Genomic DNA, 24,581 nt, shown 5'->3' with positions numbered 1-24,581 from the left:
TGTTTCGCTGCACACCGTTTTCATGACGAGCGCTCGTTTCGCAGGCGTGCCAGTGCCGGCGCTGCAAGTCGCAACGTTCAAGGAATGGGTTAAATATCCGGGGCAAGTGACGCGTTACATCAGCGCGTGCAGCTCACCCTCAAATGCTTTGTTTGCGATTCAACTTCCGTGCAGCAACCAGCCGCCGTCCACCAGCAAATCGATGCCTGTCACATAGGACGACAGCGGCGAAACCAGGAACAGCACAGCATCGGCGATCTCCCAGGGTTCGGCCGCCCGACCCAGGCCGATGTTGCCCAGCACGTTGTTCTGCCGGTGCTGCTCAAGCAGCTCCGGCTCCAGGTTGCCCGGTGTCGCGGTCAAGCCTGGCGAGATCGAATTGACCCGAATGTTGGAGGCACTCAAGTCCTTCGCCAGGCTTCGGGTCATGGCCAGTACCGCGCCCTTGGAGGCGTCATAGGTGCAGTGATTAGCCATGGGACGATGACCGCAGATCGACGACAGATTGACGATCGCCCCGGCGCCTTTCTGCCGGCGCATCTGCCGTTGTGCGGCCTGAGCCCCCAGAAACACAGCGCGCGTGTTGATCGCGTGCAGTCCGTCCCAGAAATCCGCATCGACGTCATCAATCGCCTTGAGCGGGTAGACACCGGCGTTATTGATCCAGATATCCAGGCAACCGAAACGCTCGACCGCGATGTCCGCCAGCCGCTGAATGTCACCCGGACGACTGACATCGGTGACCTCAAATGCCACGGCATAACCCGCCTCCATCAATTCCCCGCTACGCTCCGGCGCCAGGCTGCCGATCAGTACATTGGCCCCTGCTTCGGCCAGTCGCCGACTGATGGCGAAACCGATGCCGCTGCTGCCACCCGTGACGACCGCGGTTTTTCCGGACAAATCCAATAGCTCGGCAAAGGGTCGATACGGCATTGCCTGGTATGGGGCCGACATGTTTGAACCTCCTCGATTAGCGCCCGTCATCAAGCGGTCGCCAGGGTCATGATGCTGTCGGGGGCAATCTGCGGCCGATGCAGGATGCCTTGGGAACGGCCGCGCGCCATGACCATCACCCGATGGGACAGACCGATGACCTCCTCCAGGTCGGAACTCACGACAATCACCGACACCCCGGTTTTGGCCAGATTGATGATCAGTTCGTAAATCGCCGCGCGCGCGCCCATGTCGATGCCCCGCGTTGGCTCATCGAGAATGATGACTTTCGGATTACGCGCGATCCATTTGGCGATCACCACTTTCTGTTGGTTGCCGCCGGACAACTTGTCGAGCACCTGCCCCGCCACGCCCTTGATTCCCAGCGTCGCAATACGTTCACGGGCGAATGCCGCTACCCGGTGGTTGGCCATGACACCGCAGGAGCTGAGGCTATCCAGATTGCAGTAGGCCAGGTTTTCGGCAATCGTCTGACTCAGCACCACGCCTTCGGATTTGCGGTCCTCCGGGATCAGCACGACGCCGGCATGGATCGCCGCCAGCACGTTATTGGCCGGCAGTGATCGATCCCCCAGCATCACCCTGCCCTGGCTCAATGCACTCAACCCGGCTATCGCCTGAACCAGCTCCGTTCGACCCGCGCCGACGATGCCGGCAATGCCGAAAATCTCCCCGGCCTTCACTGAAAAAGACACATCGTGAAAGCGCCCCGCCTTGTCCGACAGCTGCTCGACGCTCAATACCACCGCATCCCCAGGGGCCGGCAACTCTGGAAACAAGCGATCGATCGGGCGCCCCACCATTTGCGACACCAGGACGCCGACATCGGCCGTACCGCTGTCGTGACGCGCGATCAGGTGACCATCACGCATGACCACGACCTTGTCGGCGATCCGGGCAATTTCATCCATGCGATGACTGATGTAGATGAAGGACACCCCCTCCTTCTTCAGTTCCTCGATTTGCTTGAACAACAGGTCGGTTTCGTCCTTGCCCAGGGCTGCGGTCGGCTCGTCGAGAATCAACAAGCGCGAGTTGAGCGTCAGGGCCCGGGCGATTTCCACCAGTTGCTGGGCGGCGATTTTCAGTTGCCGCACCGGTGTATCCGGCGATATATCCAGACCCAGGCGCCGCAGTTGCTTCTCTGTTTCACGGAACATTGCCTTACGGTCGATGATGCCGTCGCGGGTCGGCAGATGACCGAGGAAAACGTTCTCCGCCACGCTCAAGTCAGGCAGCAGGTGGATTTCCTGATGGATCATGTTGATCCCCAGCGCCATGGCAGCTCCCGGCCCGGTTGGCGCATAAGGTTCACCAGCCAGGAACATCGAGCCTTTGGACGGTGTCAGTGCGCCGGCGACGATGGAGGAAAAGGTCGATTTTCCTGCGCCGTTTTCCCCCAGCAACGCCACCACTTCTCCGTAGCCGATATCGAGGCTGATATCTTCCAGCACCCTGACCGAGTTGAATGACTTGCCGATGTTGCTCGCGCGGAACAACGGCTCCCGGGTGGTATTGATCGCACTCATGACTTGCCCTCCCTTCACCGTTCTCAAGGATGCTGTTCAAGGAAGGTTGCTGCGTTTTCCCGGGTGGTGACGAAGGCCGGCAATAGCTGCGTCTTGGTCACCTGTTTGCCTTGCTGCAGATCGACGGCGGTACGCAATGCGGAACGCCCCATTTCCACGGCTTGTTGCGTGATGGTCATGTCCAGTTTTCCATCGCGAATCGCTTCCAGAGCAGATGGCAAACCGTCATAACCGAACACCCAGACCTTGTGATCGATATTGGCCACCTTTACCGCCTGAGCCGCACCGAGCGCCGGCGCATCGGAACGTCCGATGAACACGTTGATCTTCGGGTTCTTCTGCAGCATGTCCTGGGCGACCTTGAAGCCGTTGTCCTGCAGCCAGTCTGTCGGTTTGCGGTCGATGATCTTCATCTCCGGCGCCTCGGACAGCACCGCATCGAGGCCTTTGGCCCGGGCCACTTCAGTGGAGTCGCCGAGAGTGCCTTGCAGCAGGCCGATTTCAGCCTTGCCGCCGGTCAACTTGATCATTTGCCGGGCCAGTTCACCCGCCGCGGCCAGGTTGTCGGTGGAGATGTAGGCGTCGCACTCGACGTTTTTCGGGAAGTTGTCAATGCAGATCACCGGCACACCCTGCTGTCGCGCCAGTCGCACCGGCACGGCCGAGGCGGCGCTACCGGTCGCGGTGTAGAGCAGTACATCGATTCCTTTGCTCAACATGTCCTGAATCTGACTGACCTGGCGCGCGGGATCAGCCTGGGCATCAGCCACCAGTACATTCTTGATGCCGAGGGTCTTGGCCTGTTCCATGACGCCATCCCGGACCATCAGGTAGAACACCCATTGCAGGCTCGGGATCGACATCCCGACGGTGATTTCGTCCGTAGGTTTGCCTTGTGCGTAAGCACCGGCCGACATCAGGCAGCCCAGCAGTGGCAGCCACAGAAAGCGAAGCGAAAAAGCAGACAGGTTCATGTTTTTTACCTTTTTATTGTGCGTGGAACGATGCCGGTTTTGATCGATGACCCGAGATCAGTCAGCCTTGCGCTTGAGCAGATCGAGCATCACCGCGAATGCGATCACCGCGCCGATGACCACTTGCTGGACGAAGGGTGAAATGCCGGCCAGGTTCAAGCCGTTGCGCAATACGCCGATGATCAACACACCGATGATCGTGCCGACCACACTCCCCGCACCGCCCTTGAGGCTGCCGCCGCCGATCACCACGGCAGCGATCACATCCAGCTCATAGCCGACACCTGCACCAGCGCCAGCGGTGTCCAGGCGGGATGTCATGATGATGCCGCCCAGGGCCGCACAGATGCCCGAGATGATGTACACCGCGCTGGTGTAACCCTTGACCCGGATTCCGGCGAGCTTGGCCACCTTGCTGCTACCGCCGATGGCATACAGGCTGCGACCGGATACCGTGAACTTGAGAACGAACCAGAACACCAGCGCCAGCACCACGAAACAACAGACAGTCAGCGACAGCACGCCGCCGTAGCGGATAACCGAGAGGTTGCTGAACCATTCCGGAAATCCACTGACTTGCGCACCGTCCGTGACCATATAGGCCAGGCCGCGGGCGATGGACATCATCGCCAGCGTCGCAATGAATGATGGAAGGCCGGCCCGAACCACCAGCAAGGCCGTGGTCGAACCACAGGCTGCACCCACGGCAATCGCCCCGAGCATGGCCACCCACATCGGCAGGCCGAGCGCCTGTTCGAGCCAGCTCATGACCATGATCGCCACCGCCAGCACAGCACCCACGGACAAGTCGATACCACCGATGAGAATCACCAGCGTCATGCCCAGCGCCATGATGCCCAGCACCGTCACTTGATCCAGCACATTGAGCAAGTTACTCAAGGTCAGAAAACTATTGGTAAAGAAGGTTAATACTGCGCATAACAATAAAAGCCCGGCCATCGGACCCGCCACACTGTTGTCCAGTCCAATCCACTTTGGAATCGACCCGGGCAATCTTGTTTTTACCAACAACTGATTGTTCATACCCACATCCACTTCTTATTTGATTGTTATAAGATCGAGCAGCACGTGATAGCTACGAATTAACGACCCAGTTCCCGATAGCGTCCTCCCATATAGAGAAGTGGCTCTTCCAGTGATTGAGTGATGACATAAATGACGTTGCCGATAATCACCGTGTGCGTACCGTGTTCAATCTCCTGCACCACTTCGCAAAAGATCGCTGCCTGGGCGTCGGCCAAGTAACGAATGCCGTGAACTCCGGTACGCCAGTCACCCTCGACAAAGCGTCGTTCGCGCAGATCGGGCTGACTGAATATTTTGCAGATCGGCTCATGCTGGCTTTGCAGCATGTTCACGCAGAACAGCCCGGAACGCTTGATGATCGGTGACGCACTGGCGCTGCGATTGACACAGATAAGAGCCGACGCAGGGTCCATCGACACCGAGGAAAAGGCAGTCGCGGCCAGGCCGTGGGGCTGACCATCGTCATCAAGTGTGGTGATCAGGGTTATAGAAGAGGCAAAGCGGCCCATTGCCGATTTGAATTGACCGGCCAGGTCTATCGAAGGGGCGGCCTCTTGATATTGAACACGCATAGCATAAACCCTCTTTTTATTGTGACTCACAGGCACTGGCTTGCATTATTAACAATCAGCCGAACTTTTCTATTCGATTTTAGAAAATTGACTCTTCACTGAAACTGAAAGATGAACCCAACAACAAACATATTTGAATTCGCTTCACAGGCGCCCTCAAACCCCTATTCCAAAGCGCTTGCGTACTTGCTCGCCTTACCTGCCGACTTTTTGATTAGATGGTTTTTACTGAACAATTGACTGATACTTTGTTAACAATAAAACGTAACTTTCACGAGGCAAAATCCCCATGGTCGATCGATTGCAGGACATGCGGCTGTTTCGTCTCGTCGTTCAGACAGGTTCACTTTCAACGGCGGGTCGGCAAATGGGCCTGTCGCCAGCCGCCATGAGTGGTCGACTCAAGGCGATGGAGGACTTCTACGGATTGCGCTTGCTCAAGCGCAACACCCGAAGCTTGAGCCCTACCGCCGAAGGCCAGTTGCTGTTTGAAAATGCCCAGAAAATTCTCGAGGAGGTCGACGCCCTCGACAGCATCATCAAAAACGGCCAAAGCGATTTGCTAGGCACTATCGGCCTGACGTGCCCTACCGATCTGGGTCGGCAGTGGATCAGCCAATTGGTCGATAGCTTCATCAGCGAAAATCCCGATATCCGCGTTCGCCTTTTTCTCACCGACCGCGTACTGGACTTTGTCGAGTCCGGCTCGGACATTGCGATCAGGTTCGGTGACCTTCCGGACAGCACACTTATCGCCCGCTCCCTTGGAGTGGACCGGCATATAGTTTGCTGTTCTCCGCAGTATCTTGAGCAGCGCGGCGCACCGCTCAGCCCTGAAGACCTGCAGCATCACAACTGCCTGGTACACCTGAGTGCGGATTTCACACTTGATCGTTGGAAATTCATGGACAAAGGGGTGCCAACCACAATTCAGGTCAAGGGCAATCGGCTGGCCAATGACGGATTTACCTTGCGTCAATGGGGAGTTCAAGGCTTGGGGATCATCTGGAAGTCGGTCTGGGAGGTGGCGGACGACATACAAGCCAATCGGTTGATCCCACTGCTTGAAGACTATCAATGCCCAAGCACCGGATTTCACCTGCTGACGGAGGGTGGCAAAAAGCTGCCGTTACGCGTCAAGACCTTCGTCGACTTTGCCGTGCAGTACTTCAAAAAGCTCGATACGCCATCGCGATACATCCTGCCCCCACCTTAGACCTTAGCGTCGACATGATCGCAATCAGCAAAGCTGGGGGTGAGCACCGAAATGAGCTGAATGCGCTCGCCTATAACTTGAAGCGGGCAGTGAAAATCCTTGGTAAGCAGAATCTGATGAAGGCGCCGGCGGCCTTGAGTGGAGGCTGGTTTTTACACACTCCGGGCCAAAGGCGGACATCCCTGAAAGTCCGTTTGGCGATAATCTAACGCCCGCCTCCCGGTGGACAATCGCGAGCCAACTCTATTCCACCTGCGCCTTGAACGCGTCGTACGCCGATAACGGCAGGCTGATGCCCTCGCGGACCGCACGGGCATAGGCTTGCTCTTTGGCCTTGCCCGGCAGGTAAACGCCCAAGGCTTCAAGCCGCGTCATCTGCTCGCCCAGCCGTGAGGCAAAGCACTCGTCCAGCAACCTGGGCGCAATGCCAATCACCAGCATGCCAGCCCCTGGGGACTCGCTGCCGGTACGGAAATCTGCTGCATCCAACGACCAATTGGCCCCCGTCAAACCCGCCGCGAGCACCTCGACCATCAACGCGATGTTGGCGCCGCGACCGCCCCCGAATGCCAGCAACGTCCCGTGCAGTGCCTCCCGTGCGCTGCGCGTTTCATTGCCTTGTGCATCAACCGCCCAGCCTGCCGGTATCGCCTCCCCCGCTTCAGCGGCCCGAAGCAGGTTTACGTAGGCCGTGGCGCTGCTGGCCTGGTCAATCGCCAGTAAACGACCCGCAGCACTGGCGGCGGCAAATGCGATGGGGTTGGTGGAGTACAGCGGCCGGCTCTGGCCCGCCACGGTGAGCAGCGGTGAGCCATTGGTGAACGCCAACGCTACCAGCCCCTCGCGCGCCAGGCGACGGGTGTAATAGCCCAACTCGCCACAGGTGAACGCGTTGAACTGCGCAAACAGGGCGATACCCAGTTGATGCGCATTGCTGCACAGCACAGGGAAAGCGCGATCGAACCCCAGTTGCGCGATGCCTTGGGCCGCGTCGCAGCGGATCATGGCCGGCGCGACCTGGGTCACGATGGGCTCGGCAGCCATGGCGATTCGGCCGGTGGCAAAGCCGCTGAGGTAGTCAGGCAAATGGCCGAAACCGACTTCGTGTTGGCCATGGGCCTGGGCTGATACCGTGGCGTTGGCAAGCGCCGAGGCCACGGCGTAGCTGGTGCCGTGGGCCATGCAGAGCTGTTGTGCGAAGGTAGTGGCATCGGTCAGAGACAGGCGCTTGTCGGGTTTGTTGTCGTCCATGGTGGCTTCAGTGTTCTCGGATTGTAGGTGTGCCGCAGCTTGAGAACCTGCAGGAGCGGCTTTAGCCGCTCCCGCAGGATTTGTGTCGTTCAGTTGATTATCTCTACTGAATCATCCTCGGCTCACCCACCTGCGCAGCCTCGCGGTCCAGGCCAAAGGAGGCGAGGATTTCCGCGATTTCGCCCGAGGCATGCAAGGCCTGGATGTTCTTGCCCAACGCCTCGCCCAAGGCTGCGTTAGTCTTGGTGTACGGGAAGGCACTCTGCCCAGGCTCAAGCGTGGCCTTGACCCGCTGATCGGGCTCGGACACCTTGATGCTCTTGCCGGGGTAGGCGCCCTTCTGCTGCGAAGAAACCCCCACCGCGAAGCTGTCCGCGCCGACCTGGATGCGCTTGGACGCCAGGTCCTGGGCCATGGCCACCGGGTTCGGGTAGAGCACCAGATTATCGCCAAAGGCCTTCTTCAAATCGTCTACCCACAAGTAGCCCTGCACGGTGCCGATGCGCTTGCCGTCCAGTTCGGAAATCTTCGTGTAACCCTCATCCGAAATAATGCCCATCACGTCCAGGTACAAGGGTGCCGACAACCCCAACGCCTTGCTGCGCTCTGCCGTGCGATACCAGTCACCGATGCCGACATCGGCGCGCTTTGCCACCACTGCCTGCACCACCGCTGCGGTGTCCACCACCATGGTCTTGACCTTCAGGCATTCGCGCTCGGCGATGCGCTTGATGATCTCGCCATCCACGCCGCTCAACTGGTTGTTCGGCCCCGGTATCGAGTAAGGCGGGAAGACATACGCCGCCACGGTCAGTACACCCGGCGTAATGGTTTCAAACTGGTTCGCCGGGGTGCATTCGGCCAGGGCGTACGGCGCGCCGGCCAGGGTCGAACACAAGAACATCCAATGGGTAAAACGTTTAAATGAGCGAGTCATGACGTCACCTTTGCAATAAGAGAGCAGCAGCCGAAAACGGCGTGAGTGGCATTTGTTGTTATGGCTGGCTGGGTGCCAGTCTTTTTTCCAGCGCTGCCACGCCCAGGGTCGCCGGAGCACAGACAGCGGCATACATCAAACCGGCCAGGATCAGCACCGGCATGTACTCAAACGTGGAGGAACCTATGGAAGACGCCCGGCTGACAATTTCCGGCAGGGCGATGGTGAAACACAGCGACGAGGCCTGGAACATCATGATCGAGAACCCCAGCAGCGACGGCAGCGCTACCCGCAAGGCCTGAGGCAGGATCACAAAGCGCAGGGCGTCGAACCGGTTGAGGCCGATCACCTCAGCGGCCTCGGTTTGCCCTGGGGCCACCGCCTCGATGCCACCGCGAATGATTTCACTGGTGTAGGCCGCCGTGCAGTACGCCATGGCCAGCGCGGCAGCCCAGAACGAGGTCAAGGTCAGGTTGACGCTGGGCAGGCCAAAGTAAAAATACTGCAGCAGGATCAACGCCGGCGCACCGCGCCCAAACTCCACGATGACCAAAGACGGGTAACGCCACCAGCGGCTCGGGGCCGAGACACTGAGTGCCAGCACCAGCCCCAGTACAATACCCAGGCCCAGGCTCACCGCCGTGACCTGCATCGACAGCACAAAGCCCTTCCACAACTCCGGCAGCCATTGGGCCCACATCGTCAGCAGTTCGCTCATCGGGCAATCCTCTGTTTCAACGTGGCCGAGAGCCAACGGGAGAACAAAGCCACCGGCACGCTGAGCACCAGGTAAACCAGCGCCGCCGCGCTGTAGACACTCAGGCCCTGAAAGGTTTGTTGTGAAACCTGATAGGCCTGGAAGCTGATATCGCCGACGCCAATGGTCGAGGCCACGGCCGAATCCTTGAGCAGGCCAATGGCGTAGGTGGCCGAGGTGGGAATGGCGATGCGCACCAACTGCGGTAACACCACATCGAAAAACCGTTGCGATGTCGACAGGTTAAGCACATAGGCGGCTTCGAACTGCCCGGTGGGAATCGCCGCGAAAGCACCGCGGTACACCTCGGACATGTGCGCCGCCGTAATCAGCCCCAGGCCGACCACTGCCGCGGTAAACGGCGACAGGCTGATATAGCCGCCACCGATGCCAAAGAAGATGAAAAACAGCCAGACAATCGGCGGAATGGAGCGCAGGGTCAGCACCAGCATGGCCGCCAGAAAACGCAGTGGCTTGACCCTGGACAGGCGCAGGGCACAGATCGGAAACCCCAGCACTACGCCGACGCAGAAGGCGAGCACGGTGACCGCAATGGTCCACGGCACACCGTTCAACAGCATCATCAGGATGTCTTGCATCAGCGATTCCTCACGGCCTGGAGGAACTGGATCACCCGTTCATGCTCGGGCTGGCGCATCACTTGCTGGCTCGGCCCCTGCTCGATGATTCGCCCCTCGGCCATCACCACCACGCGGTCGGACACGGTTTCGGCGAAGTGCATTTCGTGGGTCACGACGATCATCGACATGCCTTCGCTGGCGAGCTCTTTCATCACCGCCAGCACCTCCAGGCCCAGTTCGGGGTCCAGCGCCGAGGTCGGCTCATCGAACAGCATCAATTCAGGGTCCAATGCCAGGGCGCGGGCGATGGCGATCCGTTGTTGCTGGCCACCGGAGCAGCGCGCCGGATAATGCTGGGCCTTGTCGGCCAACCCCACGCGTTCGAGCAGTTGCATGGAGCGGGCGTCGGCCTCTTTGGCGCTGCGGCCCAAGGTACGGATTTGCGCCAGGCTGACATTGCGCAGTACCGTCAGGTGCGGAAAAAGATTAAACGACTGGAACACCATGCCAATGCGCCGGCGCAGCTTGAGCAGCTCTGTACGGGGCAACGTTTTGCCAGCTTCGATGTGCACACCATCCATACTGACCCGGCCCTGAGTCGGCGGCTCCAACTGATTGATACAGCGCAGCAAGGTACTCTTGCCCGAACCACTAGGCCCAATAATGGCCACCACCTCGCCCTTGCTCATTTCAAAACACACGTCGTGCAGGACGGGATAGGGGCCAAACTGTTTATGAATTCCCTCCAGGCGCAAGAACGGTTCGGCGCTGGCCACTGGGCGCGGCGCCAAGGAGGGCGCGGATTCAATCACGGTCATACTGCTCATGGTTTTGCTCCAGCTATCGATCGCCGTCGACTAAGGGCGTGCACGAAAGTTTTATCGGCCCGTTGGCGCTGATCAGCACCTGTTCTTCGAGCTTCACCCCTTCCCCACCGCCTTGTTCACCGATGTAACTTTCCACCGACACCACCATGTTTTCCTCGAACAGGCCGTCGTAACCCCACTCGGCGAAATCCACGGCGTAGGCGACGCTGGGGTACTCGTCCACCAGGCCGACGCCGTGCAGCATCATCATGTAGCGGTTGTGTTCAAAGCGCTTGGGCACAGGCCAACAGTGTTCGGCAAACTCGCGAAAGGACAGGCCCGGGCGCAGCAGTTCGACGTTGTGGTTGATCTGCTGCGAGGCGATTTCCAGCAAGTCGCGCTGGGCCGTTGTCGGCGCCTTGCCAGGGCAGACGAAGCTGCGAGAGATGTCCGAAAGGTAACCACCGGGCCCGACCATGTCGGTGTCAAAACAGACCATCTCACCGGCCTTGATGACCTTGTCGGTGGCGTCCTGGAACCACGGGTTGGTGCGCGGCCCGGAGCTGAGCAAGCGGCTTTCGGCCCATTCCCCGCCGTGCGCGACATTAGTCCCGTGCATGATGCTCCACAGCTGGTTTTCAGTGACCCCCGGCACCAGGCTTGTGCGCATCCGGGCAATGGCCAGGTCGCACACGCACATGGACACCCGGTGGCTGGCGACCTCTTCCGCCGATTTGATCAAGCGTGCCTGCTCCATCAACGGCTGCGCATCAAACAGCTCAATGCCCTTATGCGTCAGGCGCTGCGCGCCCCAAGGGTCGCAACGGTCCACCGCCAAGCGGCGATTGCCGCCACCGTGGCGGGCTATCAGGTCCGCCACTTCCTGGGCCCAGCGCTCGGCTTTTTCCTGCACGCGGGGGCCGGCAAGAAAATACAGCCAGGGAATCGCCGGGCGAATTTCATCGATGGTTTCCACGTGCTCGCTGTTGTGCCGGCTGCTGGTGAACTCGAACAGCACCACCGGGCCGTCGGTGGCCACAAACACATAGCGGCTGGGCGAGTGCATCACCCACAAGCCGAGATTATTGGTGTCGGTGGCATAGCGAATATTGATCGGATCGGCCAACAGAATGCCGGCGTAATCCTGGGCGCGCAGTTGCTCGCGAATGCGCTCCAGGCGGTAATGACGCAGGGCTTTGCGATCGATGGCGGTATACGCATCGAGTAACGCCGTGTCGACCGGCGCCAGGGCATGTTCAGTGACCTTGGCATCGCTGCGAAAGCGCAGGTCGCGTTCGGTTAACGCAGTGAGCAGCTCAATGGAATCAGAACCCGTATGCATGCAACAACCTCCGCTGGGAAGAGTTTGATGTTCATCAAATTCAATCAGACCAACTGTCGGGGCAGTAACTAAAGGCTTCTAAATCAGGCGACGGCTGTCTTTATTGTTGTGGGCGACACACGGCAGCTAGAGGTCCTTGACCAGCCGCAGGGCATCGTAGATGGCCGCATGGGTATTGCGCGACGCCACGGCATCACCAATGCGGAACAACTGGAAGCGCCCTTCGGGGTTGCTCGCAACGGTTTGCGGCTTGCCGACAATCAGGTCCATGTACTCCACGGCGCCTTCGTTGCTGGCCAAGGGTTTGAGTTCGAAATACAGCTCGTCCAGCGGACGGGTGCCGTGGTTGACCACCACCTGATCCACCAGGCGTGTTTTAGTCAGGTCGCTGTAATCGGTGCCGATCGTAGCCAGCAATTGGTCGCCTTGTTTCTCCACAACCTTGAGCCGGTAGGTGACGGTGAAGGTGGTGTCCAGTTGCTGCAACGAGCGCATGTAGGGAACCAGGTTCATGCCCATGACTTCCGGCGCGAACGAGCGGTCGGGGGTCATGATTTCAGTCTTGGCGCCACTGCGGGCGATGAATTCGGCGGCTTGCAGGCCGGCGTGGTCGCCCGCATCGTCGTACACCAGCACATTGCGCCCAGGCTTCACGTCGCCGGAAATAATGTCCCAGCTTGAAACCAGGAACTGATTGCCGTGTTCCAGCACTTCGGTGTGCGGCATGCCCCCGGTCGCCACGATCACCACGTCGGCATTTTCATCGAGAACAATCGCGGCGTCTGCCCAGGTGTTGAAGTGAAACGTCACGCCAAGGCGCTCGCATTGCGCCATGCGCCAATCGATGATGCTGATCATTTCTTTGCGCCGCTCGGACTGCGCGGTCAGGCGAATCTGTCCGCCGGGTTTGTCCGCCAGCTCATACACCACCACCTCGTGGCCGCGCTCTCCTGCCACCCGTGCCGCTTCCAGGCCACCGGGACCGGCACCGATAATCACCACTTTGCGCTTCTGCGCAGCCTTGGGTATTTCATGAGGCATGGTGGTTTCACGCCCGGTCGCGGCGTTGTGGATGCAGTAGGCAGCGCCAGCGTTGTAAATGCGGTCCAGGCAATAGTTGGCGCCCACGCAAGGGCGGATATCGTCTTCACGGCCTTCGATGATCTTGCGCACGATGTGCGGGTCGGTCATGTGCGCGCGGGTCATGCCGACCATGTCCACCAACCCCGAGGCAATGGCATGCCGCGCCGTGGCCACGTCGGGAATTTTCGCTGCATGGAAGGTCGGGAAGCCGGTCAGCGCCTTGATTTCGCCGGCAAAGTCCAGGTGCGGGGCATTGCGCATGCCCTGGATCGGGATGATGTCGGTCAGCCCGGCGTCGGTGGCGATGTTGCCGCGAATCACATTAAGGAAGTCGATCATGCCACTGTCTTTCAACAGTTGGGAGATCTGCAAGCCCTCCTCTTTCTGCAGGCCGCCGGCGAGGACTTCGTCCCCGGTGTAGCGAATGCCGACGATAAATTCCGAGCCCACGCGTTTGCGAATGGCCGTGAGCACATCGAAGGTAAAGCGCAGGCGGTTTTGCAGCGAGCCGCCGTACGGTCCTTCCAGTTCGTTGGTCAGTGGCGACCAGAACTGGTCCATCAAGTGGCCGTAGGCTTGCAACTCGATGCCGTCCAGGCCGGCGGCTTTCATGCGTTCGGCGGCATCGGCGTAGTCGCGAATGATGCGGTCGATGTCCCACTGTTCGAGCTGCTTGGGGAAGGCGCGGTGTGCGGGTTCTTGATTGTGCGAGGGCGACACCACCGGTAGCCAGTCGCCTTTGTCCCATCGGGTACGCCGGCCCAGGTGAGTGAGCTGGATCATCACCGCCGCACCATGTTCGTGGCACTCGTCGGTCAGGTCTTTCATCCAGCCGACCACTTCGTCCTTGTAGGCCAGAATGTTGTTGAACACGGGCGGGCTGTCACGGGAGATCGCGGCGGAGCCTGCGGTCATGGTCATGGCGACACCGGCTTTGGCACGTTCAACGTGGTAGGCCCGGTAGAGCTTTTTCGGCATCCCGTCTTCCGGGTAAGCCGGTTCGTGGGAGGTGGTTATGATGCGGTTGCGCAGGGTCAAATGCTTGAGGCGATAAGGCTGAAGTAGCGGATCGTTTTTCATATCGGTCTCGCAAACAGGTCATCAGGCACGCCGACAATATGCCCCTCTGTACACAGGTGTCAATACTCTTGACACTGGTGTACAGTTGACCACGAAAAGCAAATTCAAACAGGGAAGAAATGCCCATGAAAGCAACCACCTCAACGGCGGAACCGGCAGGCCGAGGCTCACTGGAAGGCTGGCTTAATGCGGCCTACGAAAGTCTGACTGAGTCAGGCGTCGATGCCGTGCGAGTGATGCCGCTGGCGAAAAAACTGAATTTGTCGCGCACCAGCTTCTACTGGTTTTTCGAAGACCGCGATGCCTTGCTCGTAGCCTTGATCGAGCAATGGAAAAACAAGAACACCTTCAACCTGGTGACCAAATCCCAGGCCTATGCCGAGTCCATCACCGAGGCGATTCTCAACGTCTTCGACTGCTGGTTGAACAGCGAATTGTTCGACTCGCAGTTCGAGTTCGCCATGCGCAGTTGGGCGCTGCAATCACCGGAAGTGGCGCAGGAAATCAGCGAGGCTGACGCGCAGCGCGTCGAGGCATTGCGGCAGATGTTCGACCGTTTCGGCTTTGAACACGATGCTGCGATTACCCGCGCCCGTTCGATCTACCTCACGCAAATCGGCTACATCAGCATGAAAACCCGGGAGCCCCTGGCCCAGCGCATGCGCTACATCCCCGAGTACCTGAAGATTTTCACCGGCAGGGAGCCGGAAGCCCGTGAGCTGGAGCGCTTTTATCAGCGCAACGGTTTTAGCGGTGCCGATTTGAACGTCTAGAAACATCGACTCACAAGTCAGTTTTTTTGAAAATGCGCGTGGTCCACCTTGTTTCCGAGCCTGTCTCGGCCTTCCCGATACCTGACTGAATTGGCTGCATGAGGCAGTCCTGGAAGGACGCCAGGGCGATTCGCTCATCTAGCCGCCAACCACTGGTCATAAGCTGCTTTCATCCTTTGCCAGGTATGAGCATCGGCGGGGACAAGATGTTCGATGCGCAATGACGCTACCGTGATATCGAGCGGCATTCCGAAAGTTGTAAATGTGGATAGAAAGCGAAGTTCCCCGTTTTCGGTGCGCACTCGAGTCAGTATCAAGGGTGACGGTGGGACGTGCAGTGGTATTTCTTTCGGCCCTGCCAGGTCTTCCAGGAGGCGAGCCAAATCGGGATTGCTGGCGGATTCCCTTGCGGCGCGTTGCCAAGCAATAGCCCGTATCTCTTGCGCATTCGCCAGACAATCACCCAAGCCGCCGGGACGCAACAGGGTATCCAGCAGGTTGAGACCTGACTCACCAGCCACTGAAACACCGGCCATTTCGAATAGCAATCCCGCGCTGGCGTTGGCTGCGGTGATGTCCCAGCTGCTGTTAATGACAATGGCTGGTGCAGGATTGTTGGCTTGCAGAATGTGATCGATCGCGACGTGGACAACCTCCAATGCCGGAGCGTCCAGCGCAGAAGCAACGTAGCGCGGCGCATAGCCAGCCGCAATGAATACTACGTTGCAGTGCTCGAGAGGTACATCGAGGGCTGTTAATAGCGCATGTAATGTGCCAGGGCTGGCCTTGGCACGACCCGTCTCGACGCAGCTAAGGTGACGTTGAGATATGCCTGCCAACAGGGAAAGATTTAGCTGGCTGAGCCCCGCTTGCTGACGGAGGCGTCGTAGGTGCTCGCCAGCGGCATTACTGGCGACTGAATACGTAGGATGAAAGGAGTGCTGGCCCATTATTCAACTCTGACTGTCCATGTGAAGAGTGTCTATGACCTCTCAGGTCATTGTGAGACGAGCAACACTATCACTACTGTGTAGACGCTACCCACCAAGGAGAAGGACATGAAAGGCGTCTACGTTGCACTACCCGTGTTACTGATTTTTTCGCTCTATACCGGCTGGACGTTGTTGATGGCAGAACAGTCGCTTTTTGCCTTTGGTTTGGAGTTAATGTCCCGGCCTGACACCGCGCAAGTAGTCATCGATCTCTATCTGATGGCGGCGCTCGCTTGCCTCTGGATGATTAACGACACAAGGTCGAGAGGCGGTTCGTGGCTTGGTGCATTGCCGTACCTGTTGCTTACGCTCATTTTCGTTTCCATAGGCCCACTCCTGTACATCGTGGTCAAGGGGGTTGCGGGGCCGCGCGGGCAATACATACCCTTGCGCTGAAAGCGCGGCAGTCAGGTGCCGTAAGGCTCGACGGAAGACCGGATGACAGTCGGCAAACGGCAAATCATCGAGCGGAGCCCAAAAAAAGCTGAAGGTGTGACCATGGTCATCGAGCGTGTGATGAGTCCATTGCTCCGGCAAAAGCGCCTGCGTGCAACACAGTTGAAATGACCATATCTGGTCCAGATGCACAGCGTCCCAGCAGCCCATATCGCTGACAACCGAGGCGGCTTTTATGCCTGATTCTTCGCTTAATTCACGCAGAGCGGTCTGAGCTGGCGTTTCACCTGTCTCGATTGTCCCTTTGACCAGTTGTACGCCTGCTATTGGATGGCGGAACAGAAGGATGTGTGTGCCAGGAATACTGGAGAGGATGACGGGGCAAGCCTTGTTCGGTGACATGGCGACTTCCTTATCGGCAATGAAGCACACATCTTACGGCCTTATCCCTTACGCGCGGCCAGATATCCAGATGCCCGCCTCAGGTCGATTTCTGCCTCCCGAGACAGGCTGAAAAGGCCCCGCCCCGTCGTTCGTTTCCACTGCAATCAAACACAACCCGATGGTTCGCGGACGATCAGATCTCTGCGAAGCAAACACACAAAACCCGCGACAGCGATAGTGTCGTGAGATCAATCGCAAGGACGCACTATTTGATCTGCACAACCACCGGGCCTTCCGTTACGATCGGCGGCTCCGCGTGGATATGCGATGCATTTTTCTGAATCCATTCACGTGCGACTTTCAAGCTCGCATCGCTGCCGGCCTTGTCCGTGCAAACAGTCACCGACGTGCCGCCATCACCCGTATTCAACAGTGTGTAGCTGACGAGACCTGGCACTGTCCGCAGGGTCGCTTCGACGTCCGTGTTGCGCTCTTCCAGCAGCGCGAACAGCTGCCTCGCGCCTGCACCCAGGTAGGTTCTTATGACCGCATACATTTTCGTCTCCTTTGGGGGCACCGTCTTGATGCCGATCCAGATCCGTTGATGACCGGTACCACCCAAGTTTCAATTCGCCTCGATTTATTAAGCTTAGCCACGCGCCGGTGACAAGCCAAAGGCAACGACCACCGGTTGAAGCCGCAAGCACCCTGCCCGGGCCACTTCAAACGCCCCGGACACATCAGCGATCAATGACTATGCTTGGGGTGCAACGTGCTCTGACCCAAGATCCATCGCGCTGATCTGTCAGCCATCACATGGAAATACAGGCCGATGAAACCGATCCGCTCCCTTACCTGCGTGGTTGCCCTTGCCTCGATCATCTCCACCGCCGGTTTTGCCCGTGCAGCCGATGTGCCGTTGGGTAGCCATTCCATGGAAGGCCACATCGTTACGCGGGTAGTAGCCGTCGATCCGGCGAACTATCAGGTCACTGTAGAAGGCCCCGACAAAAGCCCGGTGCCCATCCAGCTCACGGACAAAGCCAAAGCCCTGCACAATTTGAAAGTCGGCGACACGGTCGATATTCACGTTATTCGCTCAGTTGCCTACGTGCTCGACACCGATGTCGACGGCGCGCCGGGCGTCAGCAACGAATCCATGACCATCCGGGCCACCAAGGACAATCCTAATCCGGGTGGTGAAGCGGTTCGTCAGGTCAAGGTCACTTCGAAGATCACCCACATTGATTTGAAACGGCATGAGGTGACCTTGCTTCCTCCAGAAGGTAAAGAGACCGTCCTGAAGGTCGAGGACCCCAAGCTCCAGGTCCGGATGAAGAAGCTCCAGGTGGGTCAGACGATCAACGCCATCTACACCGAAGTCATGCATGTCAAAACTTCACGCTAGTCACATCGGCTGGGCATCGCGGGCTGCCGGGCTCCGTTCAGGGCCAATGATGGAAAATAGGATCTGGATCCATGGCAACAAAATATGTTGCTACCATTAGTGAGTGGCAACGAGGTTGCCTGCTTTCAGTGCCTGACGTTGATCCGGTCAATCCATGCCTGCCTGACCACATAGGGGTAAGGCGCAATGCGTATTTCATTATTTTACGCGGTGTCAGCTGTACTGTTTCTAAGTGGATCTACATGCCTGGCGCAGCCAGTGGACGCACCCGCTCCCGCAAACGCTGCCGCTACAGCGCCCGTGACGGCAGCGGCCAAAGATGCCGTATTTACCCAGGAGCAGCTGGATCAAATGCTGGCTCCCATTGCACTTTACCCGGACCCACTGCTGGCACAGGTCCTGATGGCTTCCACATACCCGGGGGAAATCGCCGAGGCGGTCACCTGGTCCAAGGCCCATCCGGACGCCAAGGGCGATGACGCGGTCAAACAAGTGGCGAACCAGACCTGGGATCCGAGCGTACAGGCGCTGGTTGCCTTCCCACAGGTCCTGGCAACGCTGGGACAGGATCCCGTCTGGGTACAGCGCCTGGGCGATGCCTTCCTGGCGCAACCGGACGATGTCATGGGGGGTGTGCAACGTTTGCGCCGCCAGGCGCAAGCCGCCGGCAACCTCCAGAGCAACCAATATCAGAATGTGACGGTTCAGGCGGTGGCGCCACCGGCACCTGCGCCAACAACTTCTTCGGCCCCTGCTCCCGCCCCTGCGCCTGCCAGCAGCAGTTCCACCATCATCATTCAGCCCGCCGATCCACAGGTTGTGTACGTACCCACTTACAACCCGACAACCACCTACGGCACCTGGCCCTATCCTGCGTCGCCGCCCGCGTACTATCCACCGCCGCCCGCTTACTACCCCGGTTCGGCATTGGTGGCCGGGCTGGCGTTTGGGACCGGTGTGGCTATCGTCGCCTCGTTATGGGGTGATTGTGACTGGGGTAATAACGACGTCGACATCGACGTCAATCGTTACAACAACATCAATCGCAACAACCAGATCACCAATAACCAGAACAAATGGCAGCACAACGCAGTGCATCGCGATGGCGTGCCTTATCGCGACAACAGGAGCCGGGAACAGTACGGCCGTCAACTGAACGGTGCCAATCAGCGTGAAGCTTTTCGAGGGGACAATGCCCAACGAGCCCAGGCTCGAGAAAACGCCCGTAGTTCCATGGACAGGGCCGGTATCGAACGACCTGCCACCAGCAATCGCCAGGCCCGGGATCACGCGCGCAAAGCGCAGTCCGATGCCTCGGTCGGTAATCGGATGCAAGCCGGTGCTGACAGACCCAGGGCGGCTGACAGGGGCCAGGGCACAGCCGGTGCGGACAGACCAAGGGCATCTGACAGGAGCCAGGGCACAAACCGGAACATTCGGGACAATCAGCAGCCCGGGAGACAGACCGCTCAGACCAATCAGCGTCGACAGGAAAGCCCGCAGGCGCGCCAGGCTACGCAAAAACGACCGGCCGCCAGTCCCGGCAGTGCCCGCAACAACGCATTCGCCGGCGCGCGGTCACCGTCGCAGACCAACCTGCAAGCTGCCCGTGGTCGCTCCAGCCAGGCATCCGCCCTGCGCCCGAGTGCCGAGCGATCTGCCGGTCGTCAGATCAGCAGGCCGTCCAGCCCACCCATGCGACAACGAGGGGGGGGCCGGCGTTGAACATCCATCTTCGAGTGAAGGTACCCATGGACTTGCTCCCTCGTGTTCTGGCAATCGCTTTCGGCCTGGCGTGGTCATGCATTGCCATGGCGCAGCAGGCATTTCCAACGCCGGAAAAAGCCGCGCAAGCGTTCGTCGAAGCACTGGGTACGAAACACGCCGACCAGGCACGCCTGACAGAGCTGTTGGGTGAAGACTGGCGCATTTACATACCGCGAGGCGGCGTACAACGCAGTGACGTGGATGCGTTTTTGAAGCTGTACCACGAGCAACATGACATCGAAAAACCCAGCGAGCGCAAGGCAGTGCTGGCGGTCGGCAGTGATCACTGGACATTGCCGATCCCCATGATCAAGGCCAAAAATGGTTGGCGCTTCGACATCAAGGCCGGTAGCGCCGAAATCCGTGCGCGTCGAATTGGCAGCAACGAACTCGCCGCAGTGCAATCGGTGCTGACCTATCACGACGCCCAGATGGACTACGCCTCCGTGGATCGTGACGGTGACGGCGCACTCGAATATGCGCAGAAAATCTTCAGCACACCCGGCATGCACGACGGGCTGTATTGGGCAGACGATGATAGCGGCCAGATCAGTCCATTGGGTCCCCTGTTCGGCACAGCTAAAGTCGGTGAAGACTGGCACGGTTATCACTTCCGCATCCTTGAGGGACAAGGCCCGTCGGCACCCGGTGGCGCTTACAGCTACCTCATCGGCGACAAGATGAGCCGCGGCTTTGCACTGATTGCCTGGCCGGCAAAATACGATGACACCGGCGTGATGAGTTTCATGATCAGTCACGAAGGACAGGTATTCGAGAAAGACTTGGGACCCAAGGGTGACAAAGTGGCGAAGTCGATGAAGCGTTTCGATCCGGATGACAGTTGGAAAGAAGTGACCGTCGATCAAAAAGAGTAATATTTATCTGGCTTGGCGATAAACAAACTTAGCGCCTATACAACGCCCTGACTATTCAGGGCGTTGCCGTTTCCACGGCTTGGCTTTTTATCGACTCCGGGGGTATCGCTTCCGAACTTTTATTAGAGACCATTGATTGTAGCTCTCCTGCGACAACATACTTAATTTAACTTTCATCGCCCTTCCTGGCTCGAGAGAACCCGCCTTAACAACTAATACTTTCGTTAACTAGTCCAACGCAAAAAAGCGACTATGGTTGTAAGTAATCGGTCTACTCCAGACCAGTAGTGCACTGATGGAGTTCTTATGAAAAGAACCAATCTTGCTGCTGTTGTCACCACGCTTATCGCAGGAACCCTGCCCACACTTTCCTACGCTGCTTCTCCAACGGAACCGGTTTTCGCATTTGGCTTGCTTGGAAGCTACAGCGTGCTTGAATTCAAGGGACACAAAAGCACGAACACCGAGCACATGCCAGAAGGAGGGCTTTTTCTTAACTTTGGCAACAAGATGACGGCACAGAGCGGGCTTGTTTACCAGGCAGAACTCAGTGGGCAGTACTCGGAAAAGCAGAATCAGAAAGTAAAGGATGCCCAGGCCGACCTGGATCTTGGCTGGAGAATGGCTTTGGATACCCGCAACTTTATAGATATCTTGCTGGGCGCAGGGTACAAATGGAATCGATTTCACCCGGACTCTAACAAGTACGACATTGATCTGACCAGTCGCACGCCTTTCGCTAAAGCCGCGATTGGCTACAATCATCAATTCGGCACTTCAACCCTGCGCCTTGAAGCGGGCATTCGAAAGTTTATAAACGGTGACTCACAACTGAAACTCCATGGCGTCAATAGCGAAAACCTGGATGTGAAAGATAGCAGTAATCCTTTTGTCGAGTTGAGTGTCCTGTTTAACCGGCAAGGATCAATTCCGTTGATCGCCTCCCTGTACTACAACCGCTTCAAATATGACCTGGAAGGTCAATTTGCAGTCACCGACCTGGACAAACAAACCAGGGATGAATATGGCGTAAAACTGGGTTTCGTCTTTTAACGGCTTGAAGCCAGCCTTCACGCCTGCCAAGGCGCCACCCCCTCGACATCGATGCCGTATCTGGCAATCGCCTCGGAGCAGACACCGGCATCGAGCAGTCCCTCGTGCACCAGCGCCGTCAACGCGCTCAACACGATCTGATGACGGTCCACCTCGAAAAACGTGCGCAGCCGGTGGCGGGTATCGCTGCGTCCGAAGCCGTCGGTGCCGAGTACCGTGTAACGGGCATTCAGATAACTGGCGATCAACTGAGGCAAGGCGCGAACGTAGTCGGTGCAGGCAATGATCGGCGCCGTGTCGTTGAGTGATTGTTGAACGTGACTCTGGCGCGCCGGTTGTTCTGGATGAAAGCGATTCCAGCGCTCGACATCACGGGCATCACGGGCCAGCTCGGTGAAACTGGTGACGCTCCACACCTGGCTATCGATGTTCCAGTCGCGGGCCAGTAACTCGGCGGCGGCGATGGCTTCGCGCAGGATGGCCCCGGAGCCCAGCAACTGCACGCGGCCACGGGCACCTTCTGCTTCCTGTCGGGCGTACAGGTACATGCCTTTGATGATCGCCTGTTCGACACCTTCAGGGAGGTCGGGCTGCGGGTAGTTCTCGTTCATCAAGGTGACGTAGTAAAACTCGTCCACCTGACGCTCCAGCATCTGGCGCATGCCATGGTCCAGAATCACTGCGAATTCGCCGGCGAATGCCGGGTCGTAGGCGCGGCAGTTGGGGACCGTCGACGCCATCAGGTGGCTGTTGCCGTCCTGGTGTTGCAGGCCTTCGCCCCCCAGCGTCGTGCGCCCTGCGGTGGCCCCAAGCAGGAAGCCCCGGGCCCGTTGATCGGCCGCCGCCCAGATCAGGTCGCCGACGCGCTGGAAGCCGAACATCGAGTAGTAGATGTAGAACGGCAACATCGGCAGGCCATGCACCGAGTAACTGGTCGCGGCTGCCACCCAGGAACTGATTGCCCCGGCCTCGCTGATGCCCTCTTCCAGAATCTGCCCGTCCAGGGCTTCCCGATAGCTCAGGATCGAACCGATGTCTTCCGGTTCATATCGCTGGCCGACGCTGGAGTAGATGCCGATCTGCTTGAACAGGCTGGCCATGCCGAACGTACGCGCTTCATCGGCCACGATCGGCACGATGCGCGGCCCCAGTTGCTTGTCCCGCAGCAATCCGCCGAGCATCCGGACGAAGGCCATGGTGGTGGACATTTCCTTGTCGGCGGCGGCGATGGCAAAGGCACCGTAGCTGTCGATGCCAGGGACGGCCAATGGCTCGCAGGCGGAGGATCGCGCGGGCATGTACCCGCCCAACGCCCGGCGACGCTCATGCAGATAGCGCATTTCGGCGCTGTCTTCGTCGGGTTTGAAAAAGCTCAACGCGGCGGCCTGCTCATCGGTCAACGGCAGATTGAAACGGTTGCGAAACGCGATCAGTGCCTCCCTGTCGAGCTTCTTCTGCTGGTGCACGGTCATCCGGCCCTGCCCGGCATCACCCATGCCGAACCCCTTCTTGGTCTGCGCCAGAATGACCGTGGGTTTGCGGTCTTCGAGCAGTGCGCTGCGGTAGGCGGCATAGATCTTCACCACGTCGTGTCCACCGCGCTTGAGGCGGTCGATCTGCTCGTCGGTCAGGTCCTGGGCCAAGTGCGCCAATGCTTCGTTCTGACCGAAGAATTGCTCGCGATTGAAGCGCCCGTCCTTGGCTGCGAACGTCTGGAACTGACCATCGACGGTGCTGGACAGCGCCCGCACCAGCGCGCCATCGGTATCCCGTGCAAACAACCCGTCCCAATCGGACCCCCAGACCAGTTTGATCACGTTCCAGCCGGCCCCGCCGAACAGTGCCTCCAGCTCGTCGATGATGCGACCATTGCCGCGCACCGGCCCGTCCAGCCGCTGCAGGTTGCAATTGACCACCCACACCAGATTGTCCAACCCCTCCCGTGCGGCCAGGGTCAGCGCCGACATGCTCTCCGGCTCATCCATTTCACCGTCGCCGAACACGCCCCAGACGGTCCGGCCCGTGGTGTCTTGCAGGCCCCGGTGGTGCAGATAACGCATGAAACGCGCCTGGTAGATCGAACTGATCGGACCGATGCCCATGGACCCCGTCGGGAACTGCCAGAAGTCCGGCATCAACCAGGGGTGCGGGTAACTCGACAAGCCCCGTGCACCCTGGGTCTTTGCGCCGATTTCCTGCCGATAGTGCTGCAAATCCTGCTCGTCGAGGCGTCCCTCGAGAAAGGCCCGGGCATAGACGCCCGGCGCCGAGTGCGGCTGATAGAACACCAGATCGCCCCCGCTGCTTTCGGTGCGGGCCTTGAAGAAATGGTTGAAACCCACTTCGAACAGGTCGGCGGCGCTGGCATAACTGGCGATGTGCCCGCCCAGTTCGCCATAGGCATGGTTGGCCCTGGCAACCATCGCCAGCGCGTTCCAGCGCATGATCGAGGCCAGTCGCTCTTCGATGGCCAGATCCCCCGGAAACACCGGCTGATGCTCGACACTGATGGTGTTGATGTAAGGCGTGCCATGACTGGGCCGCCAACCGATGTCCGACTCGCTTGCCACCGCCACCAGCATGTCGAGGATCTTTTTCGCCTGGGCTGTGCCGCCATGGGCGATGACCGAGCGCAAGGCATCACGCCATTCGGCGATTTCCTGGAGATCTTCTGCTGCCTGGCCCGGTAATTGGGCAGGGCTGTCGGGCGGGTTCATGGGCAACTCCTGCAAGTGTCGGGCGACGCTCGGAAACCATGATGCTTCAGTCAATATGGTCGACTTTCGCTAAATTGCAGCACA

22 protein-coding genes and 1 pseudogene are annotated in these 24,581 nt (G+C 58.9%); 7 read left to right on the top strand and 16 right to left on the bottom strand.

From position 1 onward, the window contains the following. Positions 1–159: 159 nt before the first annotated feature. The 5 genes from BJ917_RS25850 to BJ917_RS25830 all read right to left on the bottom strand — a co-directional run bounded on the left by BJ917_RS25850 (position 160) and on the right by BJ917_RS25830 (position 5,079). A complete protein-coding gene (locus BJ917_RS25850; RefSeq protein WP_096512039.1) occupies positions 160–957 on the bottom strand; it encodes an SDR family NAD(P)-dependent oxidoreductase in 798 nt (265 codons plus the stop codon). Positions 958–986: 29 nt separating this feature from the next. Continuing rightward, the gene (locus BJ917_RS25845) at positions 987–2,486 is read right to left on the bottom strand and encodes a sugar ABC transporter ATP-binding protein (protein ID WP_096512040.1); all 1,500 of its coding nucleotides are present in this window, start codon (positions 2,484–2,486) and stop codon (positions 987–989) included. Positions 2,487–2,509: 23 nt separating this feature from the next. Beyond that, positions 2,510–3,460, bottom strand: coding sequence for a sugar ABC transporter substrate-binding protein (locus BJ917_RS25840; protein ID WP_096512041.1), 951 nt, complete (start codon positions 3,458–3,460; stop codon positions 2,510–2,512). Between the two features lie 57 nt (positions 3,461–3,517). Further along, positions 3,518–4,360 (bottom strand): ABC transporter permease, encoded by an 843-nt coding sequence (locus BJ917_RS25835; protein ID WP_254007525.1) that lies wholly within the window; start codon positions 4,358–4,360, stop codon positions 3,518–3,520. A gap of 203 nt (positions 4,361–4,563) precedes the next feature. Further along, on the bottom strand, positions 4,564–5,079 hold the full coding sequence (locus BJ917_RS25830) for a flavin reductase family protein (RefSeq protein ID WP_096512043.1): 516 nt from the start codon (positions 5,077–5,079) through the stop codon (positions 4,564–4,566). 289 nt (positions 5,080–5,368) lie between these two features. Between BJ917_RS25830 and BJ917_RS25825 the strand changes: the two genes are divergently transcribed. Then, a complete protein-coding gene (locus tag BJ917_RS25825; protein WP_177435613.1) occupies positions 5,369–6,295 on the top strand; it encodes a LysR family transcriptional regulator in 927 nt (308 codons plus the stop codon). A 243-nt stretch (positions 6,296–6,538) separates the two neighbouring features. Here BJ917_RS25825 and BJ917_RS25815 read toward each other — a convergent pair whose 3' ends face one another. The 7 genes from BJ917_RS25815 to BJ917_RS25785 all read right to left on the bottom strand — a co-directional run bounded on the left by BJ917_RS25815 (position 6,539) and on the right by BJ917_RS25785 (position 14,132). Continuing rightward, complete coding sequence (locus BJ917_RS25815) at positions 6,539–7,546, bottom strand: Ldh family oxidoreductase (protein ID WP_121105231.1); 1,008 nt, start codon at positions 7,544–7,546, stop codon at positions 6,539–6,541. Positions 7,547–7,649: 103 nt separating this feature from the next. Continuing rightward, entirely contained in the window at positions 7,650–8,483 is an 834-nt protein-coding gene (locus BJ917_RS25810; RefSeq protein ID WP_096512075.1) for an ABC transporter substrate-binding protein, read from the bottom strand. A 58-nt stretch (positions 8,484–8,541) separates the two neighbouring features. Continuing rightward, the gene (locus BJ917_RS25805) at positions 8,542–9,201 is read right to left on the bottom strand and encodes an amino acid ABC transporter permease (RefSeq protein ID WP_096512076.1); all 660 of its coding nucleotides are present in this window, start codon (positions 9,199–9,201) and stop codon (positions 8,542–8,544) included. Beyond that, the gene (locus BJ917_RS25800; protein ID WP_121105229.1) at positions 9,198–9,839 is read right to left on the bottom strand and encodes an amino acid ABC transporter permease; all 642 of its coding nucleotides are present in this window, start codon (positions 9,837–9,839) and stop codon (positions 9,198–9,200) included. The genes BJ917_RS25805 and BJ917_RS25800 overlap by 4 nt, the downstream gene beginning before the upstream one ends. After that, positions 9,839–10,648 (bottom strand): amino acid ABC transporter ATP-binding protein, encoded by an 810-nt coding sequence (locus BJ917_RS25795; RefSeq protein WP_121105227.1) that lies wholly within the window; start codon positions 10,646–10,648, stop codon positions 9,839–9,841. Before BJ917_RS25795 ends, BJ917_RS25800 begins: the two co-directional genes overlap by 1 nt. Positions 10,649–10,661: 13 nt before the next feature. After that, positions 10,662–11,969 (bottom strand): Xaa-Pro peptidase family protein, encoded by a 1,308-nt coding sequence (locus BJ917_RS25790; RefSeq protein ID WP_121105217.1) that lies wholly within the window; start codon positions 11,967–11,969, stop codon positions 10,662–10,664. Between the two features lie 126 nt (positions 11,970–12,095). Beyond that, entirely contained in the window at positions 12,096–14,132 is a 2,037-nt protein-coding gene (locus BJ917_RS25785; RefSeq protein WP_121105215.1) for an NADH:flavin oxidoreductase, read from the bottom strand. 125 nt (positions 14,133–14,257) lie between these two features. On the opposite strand from BJ917_RS25785, the gene BJ917_RS25780 reads away from it, so the two are divergent. After that, entirely contained in the window at positions 14,258–14,905 is a 648-nt protein-coding gene (locus BJ917_RS25780) for a TetR/AcrR family transcriptional regulator (protein WP_096512081.1), read from the top strand. 134 nt (positions 14,906–15,039) lie between these two features. On the opposite strand, the gene BJ917_RS25775 is transcribed toward BJ917_RS25780, so the two are convergent. Beyond that, on the bottom strand, positions 15,040–15,855 hold the full coding sequence (locus BJ917_RS25775; RefSeq protein ID WP_121105213.1) for a helix-turn-helix domain-containing protein: 816 nt from the start codon (positions 15,853–15,855) through the stop codon (positions 15,040–15,042). A 108-nt stretch (positions 15,856–15,963) separates the two neighbouring features. Between BJ917_RS25775 and BJ917_RS32420 the strand changes: the two genes are divergently transcribed. Then, the gene (locus BJ917_RS32420; RefSeq protein WP_256658575.1) at positions 15,964–16,293 is read left to right on the top strand and encodes a DUF2834 domain-containing protein; all 330 of its coding nucleotides are present in this window, start codon (positions 15,964–15,966) and stop codon (positions 16,291–16,293) included. On the opposite strand, the pseudogene BJ917_RS32415 reads toward BJ917_RS32420, so the two are convergent. Both BJ917_RS32415 and BJ917_RS25765 read right to left on the bottom strand, forming a co-directional pair. Next, positions 16,285–16,695, bottom strand: a pseudogene (locus tag BJ917_RS32415) (NUDIX domain-containing protein); the annotation flags it as partial. The gene BJ917_RS32420 and the pseudogene BJ917_RS32415 sit on opposite strands and share 9 nt — an antisense overlap. Positions 16,696–16,942: 247 nt before the next feature. Continuing rightward, positions 16,943–17,233, bottom strand: a complete 291-nt coding sequence (locus BJ917_RS25765) for a hypothetical protein (RefSeq protein ID WP_096512084.1) — start codon at positions 17,231–17,233, stop codon at positions 16,943–16,945. 276 nt (positions 17,234–17,509) lie between these two features. On the opposite strand from BJ917_RS25765, the gene BJ917_RS25760 reads away from it, so the two are divergent. The 4 genes from BJ917_RS25760 to BJ917_RS25745 all read left to right on the top strand — a co-directional run bounded on the left by BJ917_RS25760 (position 17,510) and on the right by BJ917_RS25745 (position 21,780). Then, positions 17,510–18,085, top strand: a complete 576-nt coding sequence (locus BJ917_RS25760; RefSeq protein ID WP_096512085.1) for a hypothetical protein — start codon at positions 17,510–17,512, stop codon at positions 18,083–18,085. A gap of 186 nt (positions 18,086–18,271) precedes the next feature. After that, positions 18,272–19,810 carry a DUF3300 domain-containing protein gene (locus BJ917_RS25755; RefSeq protein ID WP_121105209.1) on the top strand — a complete coding sequence of 513 codons (1,539 nt, stop codon included), beginning with the start codon at positions 18,272–18,274 and terminating at the stop codon, positions 19,808–19,810. A 26-nt stretch (positions 19,811–19,836) separates the two neighbouring features. Next, complete coding sequence (locus BJ917_RS25750) at positions 19,837–20,727, top strand: DUF2950 domain-containing protein (protein ID WP_121105207.1); 891 nt, start codon at positions 19,837–19,839, stop codon at positions 20,725–20,727. Positions 20,728–21,033: 306 nt separating this feature from the next. After that, a complete protein-coding gene (locus tag BJ917_RS25745; RefSeq protein ID WP_121105205.1) occupies positions 21,034–21,780 on the top strand; it encodes a hypothetical protein in 747 nt (248 codons plus the stop codon). A gap of 17 nt (positions 21,781–21,797) precedes the next feature. On the opposite strand, the gene mdeB is transcribed toward BJ917_RS25745, so the two are convergent. Beyond that, on the bottom strand, positions 21,798–24,497 hold the full coding sequence (gene mdeB, locus BJ917_RS25740) for an alpha-ketoglutarate dehydrogenase (RefSeq protein ID WP_121105203.1): 2,700 nt from the start codon (positions 24,495–24,497) through the stop codon (positions 21,798–21,800). Positions 24,498–24,581: the final 84 nt, after the last annotated feature.

The organism is Pseudomonas sp. WPR_5_2, from assembly GCF_003634475.1.
In the GTDB taxonomy this organism is placed as follows: Bacteria; Pseudomonadota; Gammaproteobacteria; order Pseudomonadales; family Pseudomonadaceae; genus Aquipseudomonas; species Aquipseudomonas izuensis.
The sequence above is the reverse complement of the archived record's forward strand: the minus strand, read 5'-3'. Positions and strand labels throughout refer to the sequence as shown.

Coding starts and splice junctions, on each gene's coding strand:
- BJ917_RS25760 (WP_096512085.1), top strand. CDS start 17,510: ATGAAACCGATCCGCTCCCTTACCTGCGTGGTTGCCCTTGCCTCGATC.
- BJ917_RS25810 (WP_096512075.1), bottom strand. CDS start 8,483: ATGACTCGCTCATTTAAACGTTTTACCCATTGGATGTTCTTGTGTTCG.
- BJ917_RS25805 (WP_096512076.1), bottom strand. CDS start 9,201: ATGAGCGAACTGCTGACGATGTGGGCCCAATGGCTGCCGGAGTTGTGG.
- BJ917_RS25790 (WP_121105217.1), bottom strand. CDS start 11,969: ATGCATACGGGTTCTGATTCCATTGAGCTGCTCACTGCGTTAACCGAA.
- mdeB (WP_121105203.1), bottom strand. CDS start 24,497: ATGAACCCGCCCGACAGCCCTGCCCAATTACCGGGCCAGGCAGCAGAA.
- BJ917_RS25780 (WP_096512081.1), top strand. CDS start 14,258: ATGAAAGCAACCACCTCAACGGCGGAACCGGCAGGCCGAGGCTCACTG.
- BJ917_RS25850 (WP_096512039.1), bottom strand. CDS start 957: ATGTCGGCCCCATACCAGGCAATGCCGTATCGACCCTTTGCCGAGCTA.
- BJ917_RS25815 (WP_121105231.1), bottom strand. CDS start 7,546: ATGGACGACAACAAACCCGACAAGCGCCTGTCTCTGACCGATGCCACT.
- BJ917_RS25785 (WP_121105215.1), bottom strand. CDS start 14,132: ATGAAAAACGATCCGCTACTTCAGCCTTATCGCCTCAAGCATTTGACC.
- BJ917_RS25840 (WP_096512041.1), bottom strand. CDS start 3,460: ATGAACCTGTCTGCTTTTTCGCTTCGCTTTCTGTGGCTGCCACTGCTG.
- BJ917_RS25765 (WP_096512084.1), bottom strand. CDS start 17,233: ATGTATGCGGTCATAAGAACCTACCTGGGTGCAGGCGCGAGGCAGCTG.
- BJ917_RS25775 (WP_121105213.1), bottom strand. CDS start 15,855: ATGGGCCAGCACTCCTTTCATCCTACGTATTCAGTCGCCAGTAATGCC.
- BJ917_RS25795 (WP_121105227.1), bottom strand. CDS start 10,648: ATGAGCAGTATGACCGTGATTGAATCCGCGCCCTCCTTGGCGCCGCGC.
- BJ917_RS25825 (WP_177435613.1), top strand. CDS start 5,369: ATGGTCGATCGATTGCAGGACATGCGGCTGTTTCGTCTCGTCGTTCAG.
- BJ917_RS25845 (WP_096512040.1), bottom strand. CDS start 2,486: ATGAGTGCGATCAATACCACCCGGGAGCCGTTGTTCCGCGCGAGCAAC.
- BJ917_RS25755 (WP_121105209.1), top strand. CDS start 18,272: ATGCGTATTTCATTATTTTACGCGGTGTCAGCTGTACTGTTTCTAAGT.
- BJ917_RS25745 (WP_121105205.1), top strand. CDS start 21,034: ATGAAAAGAACCAATCTTGCTGCTGTTGTCACCACGCTTATCGCAGGA.
- BJ917_RS25800 (WP_121105229.1), bottom strand. CDS start 9,839: ATGCAAGACATCCTGATGATGCTGTTGAACGGTGTGCCGTGGACCATT.
- BJ917_RS25830 (WP_096512043.1), bottom strand. CDS start 5,079: ATGCGTGTTCAATATCAAGAGGCCGCCCCTTCGATAGACCTGGCCGGT.
- BJ917_RS25750 (WP_121105207.1), top strand. CDS start 19,837: ATGGACTTGCTCCCTCGTGTTCTGGCAATCGCTTTCGGCCTGGCGTGG.
- BJ917_RS32420 (WP_256658575.1), top strand. CDS start 15,964: ATGAAAGGCGTCTACGTTGCACTACCCGTGTTACTGATTTTTTCGCTC.